The sequence below is a fragment of the Rhizobium mongolense subsp. loessense genome, assembly GCF_900099775.1.
Classification (GTDB): domain Bacteria; phylum Pseudomonadota; class Alphaproteobacteria; order Rhizobiales; family Rhizobiaceae; genus Rhizobium; species Rhizobium loessense.
The window spans coordinates 96,294-113,825 of the sequence record NZ_FMTM01000004.1 but is presented as its reverse complement, the minus strand read 5'-3'; the positions used below and the strand labels follow the sequence as shown (position 1 = coordinate 113,825).

10 protein-coding genes are annotated in these 17,532 nt (G+C 58.4%); 1 reads left to right on the top strand and 9 read right to left on the bottom strand.

What is annotated here, in order from left to right:
- Positions 1-2: 2 nt before the first annotated feature.
- The 6 genes from BLP23_RS15445 to BLP23_RS15420 are packed head-to-tail and all read right to left on the bottom strand — an operon-like array spanning position 3 to position 10,215.
- Positions 3-3,752 carry a right-handed parallel beta-helix repeat-containing protein gene (locus BLP23_RS15445; protein ID WP_092585687.1) on the bottom strand — a complete coding sequence of 1,250 codons (3,750 nt, stop codon included), beginning with the start codon at positions 3,750-3,752 and terminating at the stop codon, positions 3-5.
- A 12-nt stretch (positions 3,753-3,764) separates the two neighbouring features.
- Positions 3,765-4,736 (bottom strand): hypothetical protein, encoded by a 972-nt coding sequence (locus BLP23_RS15440; RefSeq protein ID WP_139187068.1) that lies wholly within the window; start codon positions 4,734-4,736, stop codon positions 3,765-3,767.
- Positions 4,737-4,780: 44 nt separating this feature from the next.
- Entirely contained in the window at positions 4,781-6,271 is a 1,491-nt protein-coding gene (locus tag BLP23_RS15435) for a mannose-1-phosphate guanylyltransferase/mannose-6-phosphate isomerase (RefSeq protein ID WP_167363900.1), read from the bottom strand.
- Between the two features lie 48 nt (positions 6,272-6,319).
- On the bottom strand, positions 6,320-7,363 hold the full coding sequence (locus tag BLP23_RS15430) for a PilZ domain-containing protein (protein ID WP_092585684.1): 1,044 nt from the start codon (positions 7,361-7,363) through the stop codon (positions 6,320-6,322).
- Positions 7,363-8,892: a glycosyltransferase gene (locus tag BLP23_RS15425; protein ID WP_022713803.1), complete on the bottom strand. Its 1,530-nt coding sequence runs from the start codon at positions 8,890-8,892 to the stop codon at positions 7,363-7,365. The genes BLP23_RS15430 and BLP23_RS15425 overlap by 1 nt, the downstream gene beginning before the upstream one ends.
- Positions 8,893-8,898: 6 nt before the next feature.
- Positions 8,899-10,215: a nucleotide sugar dehydrogenase gene (locus BLP23_RS15420; RefSeq protein WP_233426717.1), complete on the bottom strand. Its 1,317-nt coding sequence runs from the start codon at positions 10,213-10,215 to the stop codon at positions 8,899-8,901.
- A gap of 1,030 nt (positions 10,216-11,245) precedes the next feature.
- On the opposite strand from BLP23_RS15420, the gene BLP23_RS15415 reads away from it, so the two are divergent.
- Positions 11,246-12,223 (top strand): alginate lyase family protein, encoded by a 978-nt coding sequence (locus BLP23_RS15415; protein ID WP_167363899.1) that lies wholly within the window; start codon positions 11,246-11,248, stop codon positions 12,221-12,223.
- 39 nt (positions 12,224-12,262) lie between these two features.
- Here the strand turns inward: BLP23_RS15415 and BLP23_RS15410 are convergent, their stop codons facing one another.
- From BLP23_RS15410 to BLP23_RS15400, 3 genes are all read right to left on the bottom strand, one after another.
- Positions 12,263-12,526 (bottom strand): hypothetical protein, encoded by a 264-nt coding sequence (locus tag BLP23_RS15410; protein WP_092585681.1) that lies wholly within the window; start codon positions 12,524-12,526, stop codon positions 12,263-12,265.
- A gap of 338 nt (positions 12,527-12,864) precedes the next feature.
- Positions 12,865-14,625, bottom strand: coding sequence for a polysaccharide lyase family 7 protein (locus tag BLP23_RS15405; protein WP_167363898.1), 1,761 nt, complete (start codon positions 14,623-14,625; stop codon positions 12,865-12,867).
- A gap of 695 nt (positions 14,626-15,320) precedes the next feature.
- Positions 15,321-17,522: an amylo-alpha-1,6-glucosidase gene (locus BLP23_RS15400; RefSeq protein ID WP_092585679.1), complete on the bottom strand. Its 2,202-nt coding sequence runs from the start codon at positions 17,520-17,522 to the stop codon at positions 15,321-15,323.
- Positions 17,523-17,532: the final 10 nt, after the last annotated feature.

Below are 17,532 nucleotides of genomic sequence, written 5' to 3'. Positions count from 1 at the left end.
TCTCACTCCCCTTGTTGCGCGTTGAACGCATCCGATTGCGGCGAGCCCGCAGCGTTGATGCAATAATTGGTCGAGGCCTCGTCGGCGCGGAATTCCGGTTGCAGGGACTGCGGAATGATGATGCCGTTCTCCGCCAGCGCGCACTGCTTCTTCACCGGAATGCGCGGCACGCAGACCGAGCGCACCAGCACACCCGTCTTCATATTGCGCGTGACGACGTCGAGCCCGAGCGGCTTGAGATCACCCGAAACGTAGCGAGGCAGCTGGTCGACGAACTTGTTGCCGTAGAACATCGCCTCGGACGCTCCGCGGGTCATCAGACCGACGCGGTTATTCTCTAGGAGGTTGTCACGGGCAGCTACCGTTGCGATGGGATAATACGGGTCCTCGACGAAATCGCGGAACTCACTCTGCTCTGCGACCTTGAGGTTGTCGATATAGGCTTCGATGCCAGCCGCCTTGTTGTGACGGATCTGGTTGCCCTCCACATGAACGTCCCAGGAATTGCGTACCTTCACGCCAGATCGGCCATTGCCATAGAACATGTTGCTGTCGACGAGAGCGCAAGGACTTTCCATCGCGGCGAATCCGTCGCCTTCGTTGCGGCTCGCATCGTTGGCATAGACGATCGTGCCGTAGCTCTGGCGGTCAAGCATGATGCCGGACCCGTGGTTCTCGAACGAGAGGTTGCCGAGGATGAAGCTGTCGTCGACCTCGCGCGAAATGATGATGCCGTGCTTCTTCTGCGTCCCGTAGGCCGTGTTGTAAGCCATCATCAGGTTCTTCGACCGGTCGTGCGGGTCGAGGCCATAGATCACGCCGTTGACCAGTTCGTTGCCGACGAAGACGATGTCCTCCGCCTCGAACGCGTAGAAACCGTAATAGAGGTTCTCGAACGAATTGTTGATGAAATAGCCGGTTGGCGCGGCCGCCTGGACCTTGCGGGCCACTGTGTCGGTCGAACCGGACGACAGCGACATGCCGTAGGTGCGGCCGCCGGCATAGCCCAGCGCCACGAAGCGGGAATCCACGGCGAGGGTCTCGCTGCCGCTCCAGCTGAGGATGAAGGGACGGAAGAAGATGCCCTTCTCGTGGTCGTAGACATAGCTTGGTTGACCCGTCGTTACATCCACCGATGAGACGGTCACGCCATCGAAATAGATATTGCCGCTGTTGACGATGAAGGCGCCGGCCTTGGTATTAAGCTTCAGCGACTTGATTTCCTGGCCGCTGACGACCAGCGAGGCACCGTCGTTGACGGCGAGCGGCACGTTCAGCGTAACCTCGTTGCCGTCCAGCGAGATCGCATCCGGATCGGTCGCTCGCACCTGGGCGATGAGCTCGCTCATGGTCAGCACTCCACGCGTGACGAAGATGATGCGTGGAACGGTCGATTCAGAATTGAGGTAGAGATATTCGCGGACACCGAGGTTGATGATCTCGTCGAAATGCTCAGACGAGAAGCGGATCAGGCGGGTGGCGCGCGTTTCGCCGCGCTTGGAAATGTCGGCAAGCGCCTCGTTCGCCTCCCGCAGCGGCGGCACAGGAATCCTCGAGGTGACCGCTTCGCGCCCGAGCAGCAGGTTGGGCATGAAGGGCCGGCCGGCCGTCGGCAGGTTGTTTTCCTTTGATGAGGACAGGGCGATGCGCCCATCGCTGATGGTTGATGCTCCACCGAAGTCGAGCGTAGCGGGCACAGACTTTGCCGGCGCGATGGCGCTGTTCAGCCAGCCCTTGTCGTCCAGCACGCTGGCGCGGGCTTCGGCCAAGCGGCGGAACTCGCCGACCCGTGCCTTGTAATCAGATACTGCCTTTACGCGGGTGGTCGCGACGTCGACATTGCCGAAGATGGCGTCCGCCTCGTCGACGGCGACCTTGTCGGCATCGGCGGCGGTGGCAAGCGGAGCCCCGGACTGGCCGCCCGCGGCCAGATAACGCGCATAGCGCGCCAGCGCCTCGCCCCGCAGGTTTGCGGGCTCGGCTACCCGACCTAAGGAGGCAGCAAGCAGCGCCTGCCCCTCGCCCGAGGTCGAAGTCAACAGGTCGCCGATAGCGGCGACAAAGCCGGCACCGCTGCCCTCAGTACCACGGAAACCGGCAAAGTCTGTTACGCCGAGCGCGACCGCCTGCCTAAGATCGGCATCGGATCCGCCACGGACGAATTCGGCAAGCAGTTCTCGACGGCCGGCATATTGCCAGAGCCGTGTCGCCACTTGCGTCAGCAAGGCAACGTCGTCGTCGCTTGAAGCATCGAGCTTCGCGAGAGCCGCCGCATTCGGGAGTTCTCCGTTGGTCAAGCTCGCAGCCACCTGCAGGGCCTTCGTCGCGGCCGGCCCGCTAGCGATCGTTTTCGCCCCGATCGGCTGGTCGACGGGAAGGGAAAAGATTGTCCTGATGTCGGCACGCAGTGCGGTGATCTGCGAGATTTTTGCCGCACCCGGTATGTCCTGTCCCTGCGCCAGGATGAAAGCGGGATCACGAACGATTTCAATATCGCGGAACAACGCCACGACCTGCCCATCGCTGAGCTGCAGCTGTCTCGACTTGACGGCACCAGCAACGAGCTCCACCAGGACCTTCACGTAATTGTCGTAGCCGGCTATGGAGAAGCTGTGGATGAGCGCGAGATAGCTATCGACGGCGACGGCCGGCGGCAGCGCCAGATTGACCGCCCTGTCATAGCCCACCAGCGGCCGCTCATCCCGGATGTCGGCAGTAACCGCATCCGACACCAGCCGGTTGCGAATCGCCTCGTCCCTTTCCGCCAGGGTCAGAAGCTCGAAGGCACGCGTATCGAGGCTGAGCCGCGCACGTTCGTGAAGTGCCGCGATATCGCCCACTGCCTTGACGCCGTGCGCACGTTCCACAGCATCGACCCATGCGGACAGGACGAGGCTGACGGAGTCGGAGGCAGTATCGCGGGCATGCCGGATGACGTCGACATCGATCTGGTCGAATACTAGCTGGGCGAGTTCGACCTTTTCGGCGCGCGGCGACATGCGCAGCAGATCAGTTAGCACCCGGAAGACAGCCGGGTCGGCGACCGCGCCCGCATTCGCGCTGGCGAGCTTCATCAGCTCCTGCCGATCAGCTGCTGAGGTCAGACCGTGGAAATAGAGCGGCAGGAAATCGACATAGATATCGAGGGCAAGTTCGTTCAGCTTCGACTGAGCCAGCCGCTTAGCAAGATCGAGGCTGAGCTTGGCTGCATCCATCCCGGACATGTAGTCGAGAATGAGCGTGTAGCGCACTTTGAACGAATCCGGATCCGTCGTCGACAACGACTGGCCTGAACTGTCGATAAGGGTCTTCAGCGCGCTGAGGCCGGCGTCACGTGCCGACAGTCCTTGCGCGTTCATCTGCTTGTGCAGCTCGGAGGCCACAACGGCCAGCCGGCTGCGCACGTCAACGCCGGCGATCTGGGTCGCATGATCGAGGCTCTCGATGCGAGCCACTTCCTTGAAGATCTCGAAATAACCGTCGAAACTGCGTGACTTCTCGTCGTCGCGCAGGGCCTGCCAGCGCGTCAGCGCAAGCTCCGCCCCATATTTCAGGCTGTCCTCAGTGATTTCGCGTTCAGCCGGAGCGAGCTGGTCCAACTGCGGGCTCTGCTCGCCGACCGTCAATTCCTGCGCATGGACGGCGTGGAGGCTCATGCCCGTTGGTACAACCGATAGGAGCGTTGCCAGGGTGGTCAAGCCAACAAGGCCCTTGACCACAGGTGTTGCAATCAGTGTCAAAGAGGTGCGCATGCCATTCGATCCTTACGACAGCAGCGAGGAGACGGTCTTCAGCCACTGCGGCAACATCACCGAGGGGCTCCATACCGACCGTTGGAACTTGACGATCACCGGTTCATCGACAGGAATGTCGACGCCGTCCGGGATCCTGACGTTAATTTCCGCTAAGGCCTTGCCGTCCTCGTCAGTCAAGACTTTGGTGCTGTTGACATAGTTTCGTGCATCGATCGGAACTGAAACCGTCCGCCCGGATTTGGGGAACTCGATCCGGGCTTCTGCCGCGTTCAGGGCGATGACCACATCGGTCAGCTTGACATAGGCTGCAACATAGGGCCTCGCGCCCTCATCCGAGAGGCGCACGACAGGCGTACCCTTGCGCACATAGTCCTGTGGCGCGACGGCCTGGGCACTTATTTCACCGCCATTGCTGGCCTCAAGAAACTTCGTGTAGTCCTGCGAGGTCTTGAGTGCAGCAAAGAATTCCCCCTTCGCTACCTTGCCGGCATTCTTCACATAGACGACCTCGCCCGCAGTATGGGAATCGAGCTCCGCGCCCGGCATGGCGACATAGGCCATCTGCGAGGCGGCGCTCATGCTGCGCTGCGAAGTCAGCTGGAAGATCAATCCGATCAATACGATTGCGACCACGCCGAGGCCGGCCAGCTTGGCGAACCGGCCAAGGCCTGCGGAAGCACTGCGAACATCAGGCGGAATCGTGTCGGCGAACCGATCGGCAAAGGACGGGTTGCGTCCCCCATACCAGTTGAGCGCACTGACCAGCCTTAGATATTGCTCGGGCCCGCCGGTAAGAGCCAGGTTAATCTCGTCGCCTGACTGCTCGGCGCGAACGAGAACATCCCCCTTCCAGGCCATCCCGCCCTTAACCATGGCAACGCGCGCAATCCCGCCAAAGCCCAGCAGTTCCTGCACCAGCGGCACGATCAGACCACTGGAACTCAGGCCGAGCACGAGAAACGTTCGGTCAGAAATTTCCACTGTTATATCCGCAGGCGCGTTCATCTCGTTCCTATCCCTCGTGCTCAGCCCAGACGGACCTTCGGTGCTTCGACCTCGGCCACCTGGGGGAACCAGTCGTCGATCTTCCAGTTGAGATCAGGGTCCTTGCGGACATAAGTGAACTCGGACAGTCCGTAAGCGTTGCGGATCGTCACCACCTGTCCCCTGCTGAAGGAAACCGGATTGCCAGACACGAAGGGTGTGAAATGCCCGTCCACGCCGTACTCGGCACGCTGGTCACCATGCAGGAGCCATGTCTCACGCTCGGCACCGGAGACCATGTAGGTGACGGAGTTCTTGCCTTGGAAACTCACTGCGCAGACCTGGCTGTCACCGTAGCTGCGGTCGATCTTGACCGCTCCCCAGCTCTTCAGCGCACTACGGGTGAAGCTGACCTCTGGGGCGTCCATCTTCTTCAGCGAGTTGACGATTTCCTTCACCCGCTGGGCCTGAGCCTTAGGCAGCACGACGACAGCATCCTCGCTGTCAATAACCATGATGTCCTCGATGTGACTGAGAACGACGCGACGGCCGGACTGTGCATGCACGAGGCAATTACGCGACTGCGAGACGAAACTGTCGCCGCGCAGCACATTGCCGTTCTCGTCCTTGTCGCTGATATCCCAGAGGGCGGACAGCGAGCCGATGTCGGCCCAGCCAATGTCATCACAAGGTACCACTGCGACATTGGCGCTCTTTTCCAGCACCGCCGTGTCGATCGGAATGTCGAGCGGGCAACGAGCGAAGTGCTCCTCCGCGGGCATCAGCAGCATATGGCTGCCGAGGTCACGGCTCGTGCCGCCGGCGATCGAGGCCGCAACGGCTTCATAGACGGCCGGGGCGTGCCGCTTGAGTTCTTCGACCAGCGCCGATGCGCGGAAGAGGAAAATTCCCGCGTTCCAGAGGTATCCCATCTCGACGAACTGCTTGGCTCGCTCCAGATCCGGCTTCTCGAGGAATCCCCCAGGTTGGTTGACCAGCGCGCCGAGCTCCTCGCCGTCCACGACATAGGGCTCGCCGGGACGGATATAGCCAAAGCCGGTTTCCGGTTCGGTCGGCACGATGCCGAAAGTGACGATCTTGGAACTCTCGGCCAGCGGCACCGCCTTCTTGACAGCCTCCAGGAAGAGAGCCGGGTCGTCGATGACATGATCAGCCGGCATGGCCAGCACGAGTGCGTCCGCGTCGCCCTCACTCGCGGCAACCGCAACGGCCGCAAGCGCCGCGGCCGTACCGCGCTGGAGCGGCTCCAGAACGATGCCGGCGAATTCCTGCTCCATCTGCCGCGCCTGGGCATTGACCATATCGATGAAGGCACGGCTGGTCAGCAGCCAGGGCGCCGAAAACATCGCGTCGTTAACGCGTGCCAGTGTGTTCTGGAACAGGCTGCGGTCGTCGACTAGTCGCAGGAACTGCTTCGGCATATTACTGCGCGACAACGGCCAAAGCCGCGTACCGCTTCCGCCGATCATGATCGCCGGCGTTATTTTTACAGACTTTGTCGGTATGCTCATTGTCATGCCCCCAGCTTCGTCAGCGCAATGGATCTCAATCTTTGCAATTCAGTGCCAAGGCGCCGTGTCGAAGGTCGCTAGCACCGGCTGTCCGACCATGGACGGGTCCAAGCTGCGACCCGGCTGCACCTGAATCTCAAGCTGTGTGGCGGTGTATTCGGTGACCTTGGGAATGGAGACGATGTCGACGTTCTTCGCCTCGACGCCGTCGAGATAGCTGAGCGAGATCTGCGGCTTCTCGGAAATATTGGCGAGACGGCGGAACGGCACGCGAACCGACACGTAGAGGCTCGCATCCTGGCGGACGAGCGAGAGCATCCGGCCGCCGGCGCGGCCATAGGTCGAGCCCGGATGGTCGACCGACAACACATAGCAGTCGCAGGCAGACAGAACTTCCACCGTCGACCTGCCGTCGGCGGTCGGCGCATCGAGGGCGATCGTCGCCAGACGGTCCCCCTGCTTCACCTTTTGCGGCAGGTCGGCAAATTCGACCACGCCATCGCGTGGCTGATAAACCGTGACCGTCTCCGCAGCAATGCTCGCCGAAACAGCTTCGAACGTGAACAGCCTCTTGTAGACGATATTGGAGAGGAACGAGAAAGCGGCCAAGCCGATGATGACGAATATCAATAGCCCGAATATACGACCTGCAAGACCGTTCCCGGTCGACGACGTCACACCGACCACCGCAGCCTTAGCATTTTCCATTTCTGCCATCTGATTTCCCAATACGTATATTTTTGAACCGCTTTGAACGACCCGCCCGGCGAGATAGAGGTCGGCGAAATGCGCCAAGGGCGCCGTCTTCTCCGCAGGGTCGAGAATTTGTAGGCCGGCGCGTCGTTCGTCTGGATTCACCCAGACGACGCGCGTGCTGAGGGCCAGCTCGAGGCAGGAGCCTTCGGTCTCGACGAGCAGGGTTACGGCGAGGTGTTCGCCTGGAGCCTGCGTGAGCGCGACCTCGGCGAGCCCAAGACCGGTCACCGACCAGTCGCATACCTCGGTGCGCTTTCCGTCGATTAGCGCTGCCAGCGGCAATTTGAAGCGCGGGAACTCCCGTTCGCGACGCTTGGGCACAGCAACCGCAGTCATCAGAACACCCTGTCAGTGATTTTCGGCAAGCGTTCCGGCACTTCGTCCGTGAAATAGCTACCGAGATTGGCGAGGAAGACGAGAACCGAGACGAAGACCAGCACGGCAACGGTATTGACCAGCCGGGACGACCATAATTTGAAGGCCGCGTCGAACCGGGAATCCGTCCGCTTGAAGGCGGTCTTCTGGCGCGTCCACTTCTGCCGGTCGAGCCGGAAAAAGATCAGCACCTTCACTGCCGAGCCGAAGATCTGATTGAAGTAGAGCAGCGGGATATAGACCAGATTGATCGACGGACGCACGGTCAGGAAGGTCAGCGCCAGAATGTAACGCGAGACGATGACCCATAGGACATAAAAGGCGGCCGTCCACGGTGTGATCATCGCGGTCCCGAGAAGGGCAAGCGTGATGCCCGACAGGCTGGTCCACATCGACATGCGTTGATCGAGAATCGACCACCAAGTAAACGCGCCGATTTTGATCGGCCCAAGATTAAGGGCACGAGCATTTGTGCGCAGCATGTTGCCGAACCAGCGGGTCATCAGTACATAGGCGGAGCTAATGAAGCTCGGGCTCGGCGGCTGCTCGATTGTCTCCACTTGAACGTCCGGCACGTAATACATGTTGTAGCCGTTCTTCAGCAGCCAGAACCAGCTCGACTTGTCATCACCGGTGAGCATGCGGATACGGCCGAGGCGCCAATGGTCGATATAGTCGTTCTGCACGTGATCGATGAAATCCGGATCGCAGGCAAGCCGCGCGCGGAACATCGACATACGCCCGGTCAGCGTCAGCACGCGCTCTGCAAGTCCATGCGACGACATCAGAATCTGGCGCTGCGCAAAACGCATCGAATACCACTGCTTGAAGATTTCCGCGCCCTCGACGGTGCACACCTCATCGGTGGTCAGCGCGCCCAGATTCGGATTGATCAGGAACATGCAGGCGCACCGTTCGACGAGATCGGGCGGCACAATGCTGTCGCCGTCGATCACCGAGACGGTATCGTCGCCAGCCGGGTTGAGCGCCGCGATGGCACGGAAGCCGGCGGCCAGCGCATCGCGTTTGCCCGTCCCGGGAATGCGGACGATTTCCAGCCGGAACGGCAGGCTGTCGCCATACATTACTTCGGCAAGGCGACGAATGAGCCGCTCGTCGCCGATTTCAACGATCGAGCAGACGATCGTTGCACCGGCGGGCGCATTGGCTGCCGCGACGAAAGCGCCGCTATAGACCTTGGTGGTGGTCGGGGCATCGATCCTGAAGCTCGTGATCAGGAAGTAGGCATGCCCCAACCCTTGCGACTTCGCTGCCGCTTCCGCCACTCGACGCATCGCCGGGAACCGGACGAGCCGGAACCAGACGCTGCGCAGCAGATGGAGCAGTCCCCAAGACCAACGCCACAGCCCAATGACGCCGACAACCAATGCGGCGTCTCGTGCCTTCTCGTCGAATGCCTGCTGCGGCAGCAGCGCGGCACACAGAGCCAACAGCAGGACGAAAATGATATGCTTGAGGACGCCCAACATCAGGGTTTACCAGACGAGACCTTCGTAGTGCACGCCTGACGGCATCTCGACGGGGATACGGACAAGGTCGATGACCTTAACGCCTTCCCGCGCGCCCTTCAGGGCATCCTTGGTGCCCTGGCCGTTGATGCCAACCACGATGGCCTCGCTCTCCGACACGACCTCCTCGGGCGACGAACGCATGAAGCTCGCCAGGTGCGAGATGTAGTTGCGGCCGCCGTGATCATTGACCGAGACGTTGGAGTCATAGATCGACAGCTCGTAACCCTTACCCATCAAGCGTTCGGCCAGAAGCACTAGCGGGCTCTCACGCAGGTCGTCCGTGTCCGACTTGAAGGTCAGGCCGAGAAGGCCGATTTTCTTGGCGCCGGATCGATTGACGAGGCGGAAGGCGCGCTCGAGCTGATACTGGTTCGCCTCGACAGTGGCGTCGAGAACAGGCGTCGACACGTTCTGCATCTTGCCGAAATGACGCAGCGCCCGTAGGTCCTTCGGAAGGCAGGAGCCGCCATAGGCGAAGCCGGGCTTCATATAGGCGCGGGAAATGTTGAGTCGCGTGTCGGCGCAGACAACATCCATCACGACGTGGCTGTCGATGCCGACGGATTTGCAGAGATTGCCGATTTCGTTGGCGAAGGAAATCTTTACCGCATGCCAGCAGTTGTTGGTGTACTTGACGATTTCGGCGCTGCGGATCGGGATGACGTGCGGCTTGACTTCGACTGAGGCGCAGAGGTCATGCAGGGCCTGAACGGTTTTCTCATCGCCTTCGTACTGGCCAAAGACGATCGCACCTGGGCTGTAGTAGTCGGCGATTGCCGTACCTTCGCGCAGGAATTCCGGGTAGTAGGCCAGGCCGAAGTCCATTCCGACCTTCCTGCCGGAGGCGCCTTCAAGAGCCGGGATGACCACGTCCTCGACGGTGCCTGGAAGGATCGTCGAGCGCATAACGACCATGTGGAATTCGCTCTTGTCGCGCAATGCAACACCGATCTGCTCGCAGACCAGCTTGACATAGCTCGTGTCCAGCGAACCGTCTTCACGGCTCGGCGTACCCGGGCAGCAGAACGAGATATCGGTCTCGTTGATCGCGGCGATATAGTCGCTGGTCGCCGTCAAGAGGCCGTTCTCGACACCCGTTTCGATCAGGTCAGCCAAGCCTGGTTCGTAGATTGGAGAGTGGCCTTCGGAGATGCACTTGACCTTGTACTGGTCCGGATCGACAGCCACAACCTTGAAGCCGTCTTTTGCAAGACAACCGGCCGATACGGCCCCAACATAACCCGCACCAAAAATACTTACACGCCAATTTTTCTTGCCCACCACTGCACCCTTTCCCACAATTTTCGATCAATAAAGAATAGAAATGTCGCTTTCCTAACCGCCACAATAAATTCAAATAGATCTATATGTTGGATGTACGAAGAGCGCCCCTTTCGATTTTGCAATACAGCATTTCTTTATGACGTCAACATAACGAGACTCGGTTATCAACATAATCGAAAGCTTATATTTGCATCAAAATTAGGCACACTCGTTTTGAGCCAGTATTAGGTAACCCTATACATAGGCGTGGCGTCCGCTTTATAATTTTATTAACAATATCAACATGTTATAACTTGATCAAAATTTGTGCACATGGCGCTCATTTTTTGTGCACTGCAGCATTAACCGAAAATTGATTTATGTGAGTTCTCGACGACTGAGGCAACGGCGCAACGCTCCGTCAACTGCACGACCAAGAGAGAATCGCCAGACAAAGGCACGCGCCAAGCGTAAACGCGCAATGACCAGCAACGCCAAGTCGAAGCCCACCGCAAGGCCGCGTGTCTACCCGCGGACCTACACATATCGCGGACAGCACGATGCCAATCTATGGACCACAATTAGTCCGGTCATCCAAACGCTTTTGCGCTCGCATAGCTGATCATTGCTGCTGACATTCATGGAGAACGCTCCAAAAACGGACACAACGATCAGCCAAATATGGAGAATCCATCTATAGTAAAAATTTACTTAACTCATTCCGTAAATTGCAATCTCTGAAGTCAACGTCTTCAATGCTAAATAAAAATTAGGTTGCATAAAATTTTATACATTCCCAAAAGAGAATATTGCTTCGTGTCCTCTATTTTCTCCCTAAACGCGGGAGATAAAGATGAGAGTAAATGCGTTCAAAGTCGGGACTATTATTGCAATCAACATATTCTCCCCGACCATCTGCGGTGCTCAGGAAGCGTCAGCCGTGTCCGACAGGCTTACAATCCAGTCGCCAACCGCTCCAGAGAGGCTGACAACCCTATTCTCAGATCTGAGTGGCCGCCTTTTAGGCACTTCTGACCAGCAGGATACCGTGGCGTCAGAAGCGACCGCGGCTGTCGCCGCCCAGAAGGATTATACGATCCAAACCGGCAGTATTTCTTCCCTTTCCACCAACGGCTTTAGCAGCGGGACACCGGGCGCGGAACCCGAACAGGTTCCTCTTTGCGTCAGCATTCCTGCGCCGCCCGCAATGCTGCAGACCCAATCGAAGTACAGGGCTGACGACAGGTCAAAATCCTCGATCAACGAGGAGGCCTTGGAAGCGCGCGATAGGACCGTACAGCCAATACGCAACTCTATTCGGCTGCTGACCAACATTGCCTATGCCGGATCAAATAGTTCGCTGGTTGCCCAGGCGCGGGCAGAATGCGTACTGCATAATGTCGATCGGTGGGCGGCCGCGATGGCGCTGACGGACATGCGCACTGTTGACGCCTATCTTAGCCGCGACCGCTGGGTAGCCGAAATCGCACTTGCGGTTCGGTCGGCCAGCAAACGGGTTGAGCTCTCCAGTGAGCGTAAGGCGCTTTACTCGACATGGTTCAGCACACTTGCCCGCGATACCATGGACGCTTATTCGTTTCGCCTCGGCCCGAAGTCGAAGACGAATAATCACCGTTATTGGGCGGGCCTGTCGGTCGCTGCCGTCGGTTTTCTTCTCGATAATGCTGATTTCAAGACATGGGGCAAAACGAGTTTCGAGATCGGCGCTTGCCAGGTAGATGATCGCGGCTTCCTGCCGGCGGAACTGGCGCGTGGAGAGAAAGCCCTTGACTACCATGTCTATGCGTTGCGCCCACTCGCCGCCATCATCAAGCTCGCCTCGGACAGCGGCGAACCGCTTCAGTCAAAGTGCCTCGACAGGTTCAAACGTCTCACGGCGATGACGCGCGAGGCCCTCCAAGATCCCACGGAATTCGAGCGTGTCGCCGGTCAGCGCCAATCGAAAATCTCCTCGGAAACCAGCTACTCTGCAGCATTGAAGCTCGACGCGCTTCCGCTGCTCTGAGATAGTCCGAAATCGCTGCAAACGGTCGGGAAACAGACATCAGTTGCGTGTTGGTGAAGCGGACGGCAGTTTGATTTGTGCTGCGTCGCGCCATCTTTTCTGAATGGAAGCGCTTGTCGCAGCAGTGCTGCCTAACAGTAGCGCGCTGTAGATGATCTGTTTCATGCCGTCGGCGCCGAGCTTGGCGAATTGAACCATGTCCATACCAAGTGCCGCACTCACCCGATCGATATGTCTGGGCGCTGCGAGATTTTCAATATCCGCAAGCGCCGCCTTCAAAATTGCTCTTTGCTGCAAGTTCACAGGATCCTCCCATCCTTGTTCCTAAGCTAATTTTCCCCCAAAAGCCCATTCAAGAGAAGCGTGAACACCCCACAACTTCAATTGTTACACGAACTGAAAGATCATACAACTTTTTATATAAAAGTAATGTCGAATGTACGAATATGAAACCCGTGAGTTCACGCGAGTGGGAAAATCACACAGGGTGCCAAATCAAAAGGCGGTCAATGGCTGTAAATACCTCTTCGCCGGTCAAACCAATATGTGACGTCTTTTCACATTTGGCGCTAATTTCGAGCTAGCACCTCGTGCCGTGGCGAGCTTGAGGGAAAGCGGACAGTGCGACCACCTGTTGTCCGTCAGAGGATAAAGTCGCTGCTCTGAAGCTGGACGACGCCATCGACGTGGATCGAGAAGTCCGCAGCGCCGTCACCGTTGACATCGCCATAGATGTAGGTCTCCGAACCGGTATTGACATAGCGCAATTCGCCGACTTGCTTTGAAAACGCGTCAGTCCCGATGAAATCGAAGGCTTGACCACCATTAATGGTCATGTTCGCATCAATCGAGCTGAGATTGATGATATCGCCTTCAGCCTTAGAAAACTGGTAGATGTCGTCGCGGCCGGTGGAAGTTAACGTCGACGGATCGAGCGAAGTGAAGACGAAGGTGTCTGCGCCCGTTCCGCCGTAGAGATTGTCAGCGCCTTCGTCGGCATAAAGTCGGTCGTCGCCGGCCCCTCCGTAGAGCGTGTCGTCGCCGTCACCGCCCACCAGCTTGTCCGCTCCTGCGTCGCCATAAAGTTTGTCACTATCGCTATAGCCATAGAGCGTATCATTGCCGTCTGCCCCGACCAGCCGGTCAGCGCCGCCCTGACCGACTAGCATGTCGTCACCGGCTTGGCCGTATAGCCGGTCGGCGCCTTCACCGCCATAGAGCCTATCATTATCCGCGCCGCCACTGAGGAAATCGTCGCCCTCACCTGCGACGATCGTATCGGCACCGGCGTCACCACTCAGGTCATCGGTACCTGCCCCACCGTAGACGGTATCGTCTCCGTCGCCGCCGGTGATCGTATTCGCGCCGGTTTCGCCCTTGAGTGTGTCGTTGCCGGCACCGCCATCGATTGTATCGTTACCGTCCCCGCCATAGACGATATCATCGCCCGCCCCTGCGGAAACCACATCGGCGCCGTCCTGCCCCAGCAGCTTGTCAGCGCCAGAGCCACCCACAATCCTGTCGTCGCCGGCACCTGCGCGAACTACGTCATCGCCACCATATCCGTAGATGACGTCAGCGAGCTCACCGCCCGTAAGCACATCATTGCCGATCGTTCCGGTTGAGTCTGCCGCATAGTCGCTCGTCCCGTCATCGGCTGTCACCGTGCTCACCAGCCCGCCCAACCCGTCGCCTGGTACGTGAGAAAAATCAAACCCATAAAATGATACCTGCCCAGCGCCGGTACTGTTCGTCTCATTGCTTCCAAGGTAGGCACCCGCCTTGAAGTAGAACTGTTCGCCATCCCAGGCGGAACTGACCGTTGTTACCGACGTGTACGTGTCCCCGCCCGCATAGAGGATGACCGTCAGCGTATCTCCGTGAACGTCAATCTCGTAGGAGAACTGCTCCCCAAGAGAAACTTGCGGCGTTTCACCGCTTGTATTGGTGAGGTCGAATCTCAAGGAATCGTTGCCGTCTCCGCCCTTGTCGCTCTTAAAATAGACTTCACCATTCTCCCAATAGAGCCTGACCAGTTCGTCTTCCGAACCATGAATCTGGCCGACGACGATACGCCCATCCGCGCCGTCCGTCATTTGCGGCGCCTCATCGACCTTCAAGGTCGCAGTCATCGTGCCTCCTTCATCCAAGCTCCAGGAGGCTAACGAGTGACCATCCATCTCGCGCAGCTCCGACCTCGCGCACGTCGTGCCCTTGGTCAAGGCGCCATCAGTGATCGCGCGAAACACCATCGCCCCATCGTCGGCCATGTAGAAATAGGACGAATGTTCGAAGCCCGTGAGTTCCAGGATCTCCAAAGCCGTACCAATGGCTCCACCATCCTCGTCGATCGGCAGGCAGAGTTTCCAGTTCGTTAGATCGAAGTTATCGGAATTTGTCACCACTAACTCATCCTCAAGAGGGTAATATCTTGTCTCATCAGGAACTTGGATGCTTGCGAATCCGAGTAGACTGTTCGCCGAAAACGCTAAGACAACCTGTGGACCCGGTACGAATGAGTTTCCGAACCGTCCCGTTATCGTTTTGCTTGACCTTACTATGCGGGAAGAATTGCTACGGGAACGTAAAGGCGCTGGTCGCCTCCCTGGGTTCAGTGGCAAATTAGATATCACCGTCGGGAAAGGCCGGTTCCTCTTTGAAACTCAATTGATCGGCCCCCATCAAACGTGAACGCAACCGCGCCCGAGGACTGCCACTTGAGTCAAGGCGTCGGGAACGGACGCCATCGCGAACGTTTAATGCAATTTCCCAGCAGCAATGTGTGGCATTCCGCTATCCATTCTCTCGGGAAACCGGGAACTTATCTTTACACGGTTTTCTCCACTCGCCGCGAGCAAGGCGGCACGTGCATGGGCCTGGATATCGTCCGCGCCATGCTGGCAGCCCACGGCGGCACGATACAGCTTGCCGACGATCTATGCGAAGGTGCCGCATTCGACGTTGCCGTCCCGAGCGGATCCTGATGCGTCAGACGCATTGTCCTTCGCGGTGAAGGGAAGTCCCCATCGGTCTCGGCGAGTTTTCCGCTTGCTGTTCGACCCTGTTGGGGACGTTCTTTCTGAGGCCGTCGCCTCTCTCATGCAGCCGTTAAAATCTTGACATCTCCCTTTCTGTCAAGCACATCGACCACCACATTTTCTCTGGACCGGCGAATTGCGACGTCGATTGTTCCTTTGGGAATCGAAAGGTTCCTGACGATCACTTCGTCGAGGAACGCCGGCAGCACTGGTTCATCGAAGGTCACCTGGCCTTCGATCGGATCGAAGAGAATGCCGAGGCACGACTGTATTAACGACAGGGGGGCTGCCGCCGCCCAGGCCTGCGGCGCGCAAGCTACCGGATAGAAAGTCGGTCCTTGAGCGCGCCGACGAGGAAAGCCGCAGATCAGTTCGGGCAATCGCCTGAGATCGATGTAGCTCGCCGCGGCAAACAGCCCCTCGAGAATTCTGGCTGCCTCCCTCTTAAGTCCGTAACGCGCCATTCCGATCCCGATCAACGCATTGTCGTGGGGCCAGATAGACCCGTTGTGATAGCTCATGGGATTGTAGCGCGCCTCAGTCGAAGCTACTGTGCGTATTCCCCAACCCGGAAACGAAGTGCCACTCAAAAGCGTGCGGACGACGGCCGCGGCATGTCCCGGAAGCGCAAGACCTGTCAGCAGGACATGTCCGGCATTGGACGTACGCACGCGGCAGGGGCGTTTAGACCCATCGAGGGCCAAAACATACGTTTCCAATTCCTCGTCATAGAATGCAACGTCGAAGCTCTTCTGCAGGGCAACTGCGCGTGCCGTTAAGGCAATGGCGCGCGGACGTTCGCCAAGTTTGCGGCAGAGCTCTGCTGCTGCCATAAAGGCACCATACGCATAGGCTTGCACTTCGGCCAGCGCGATCGGGCCAGTCGCCAAGGAGCCGTCGGCATGGAAAATGCTGTCTTGACTGTCCTTCCAACCTTGGTTGATCAGCCCTTCGTGCGTCTGTCGACCATATTCAACGAAGCCGTCACCATCGCGGTCGCCATGCTCAACGATCCAATCAAGAGCCGCCCGAATGTTTGGCCAGATACTTCTTATTGTTTCCAGGTCGCCGGTCCTTTTGAAGTACTCGCCAGCCAGGATTACAAACAGCGGTGTTGCGTCGACGCTGCCATAATAGCGTCGAAACGGCACCTCCTTCAGCTCAGCCATTTCGCCGAAGCGTACTTCATGAAGAATTTTTCCCGGTTCGGCGTCGGCGATCGGATCAAAATCAGTGGCCTGATTGGCAGAGAGATGCCGCAGAACCCCATTGGCAATTGCCGGATCCAGCCATAATGTCTCGAGCGCCGTGATCAACGCGTCGCGTCCGAACACGGTGCTGAACCAAGGAATTCCGGCGTATGGATAAGGTCCTTCCGCCGTATCGGTGACGAGCATGTAGAGGTCCGACACGCTCCGTTGGACCATTTCATTGAAAATCTCGTTTGATGAAATGATTGAAGCCGCTCGCTTCGATGACGCGCGCAGGGCACGACGGGCGTCACGCATGGCGATAAAGAATGGTTTCAAACCCGCTTTATCCTCATCTGCCGGGTTGCAATCGATGCGCAGGAAAAAGGTCTGCGTCCTCTGCGGCTGCAGATCGAGCTCAAATCGGACTTTTCCTGCGCTCAGTTCGGCAGGCGGAGGCGAGAAGCTGATGCGTGTGGCCCTTTTCCTGCCATCGAGACCGTCATAGCTCAGGAAAATGGAATCACTGTTGATGATCGGGCTGCCGATCTTTCCTCGCCGAGCGCGGCTTGTACCACGCACTTCGAAAAGATCGGCAAAGTCTGCGCCAAAGGCGATCTCCAGGGAAACCGTATGTAGCGCATCATCAAAATTGCGCACTGTCATTCGTTCATGCAGGCTCCCTTGCCACAGGAACCGCGATCTGCGGACATGAATCAGATCATGGGCGATCGCCAAGCGGTCGTGGTCGTAGAGATCTGTATTGGTTAGATCGCAAGTCAACGTCGCATTGTCGTCCCTGAGCGAAGACGACAGGAGAAGGGGGCGCTGTCCACCGACCGTCAGGTAGAGGTGGGAAAGATGCCGCGTGTCGCGATGAAACAGTCCTTCTGGACTCCCTGGGCCTGACAGAGCATCTCCGTTATGGTCGAAAACGCAAAACGTATCGCCATGTTTCAACGTGCGCGGCCGCCTCTCCTGCAAAGACGCAGCCGCGGGAATGAAGAACTGGACCGGAGGCCCGCCGCCCCGAACAGCGGGCGACGCGATCTCCTGGCTATGCACCGGCATGACGGATCCT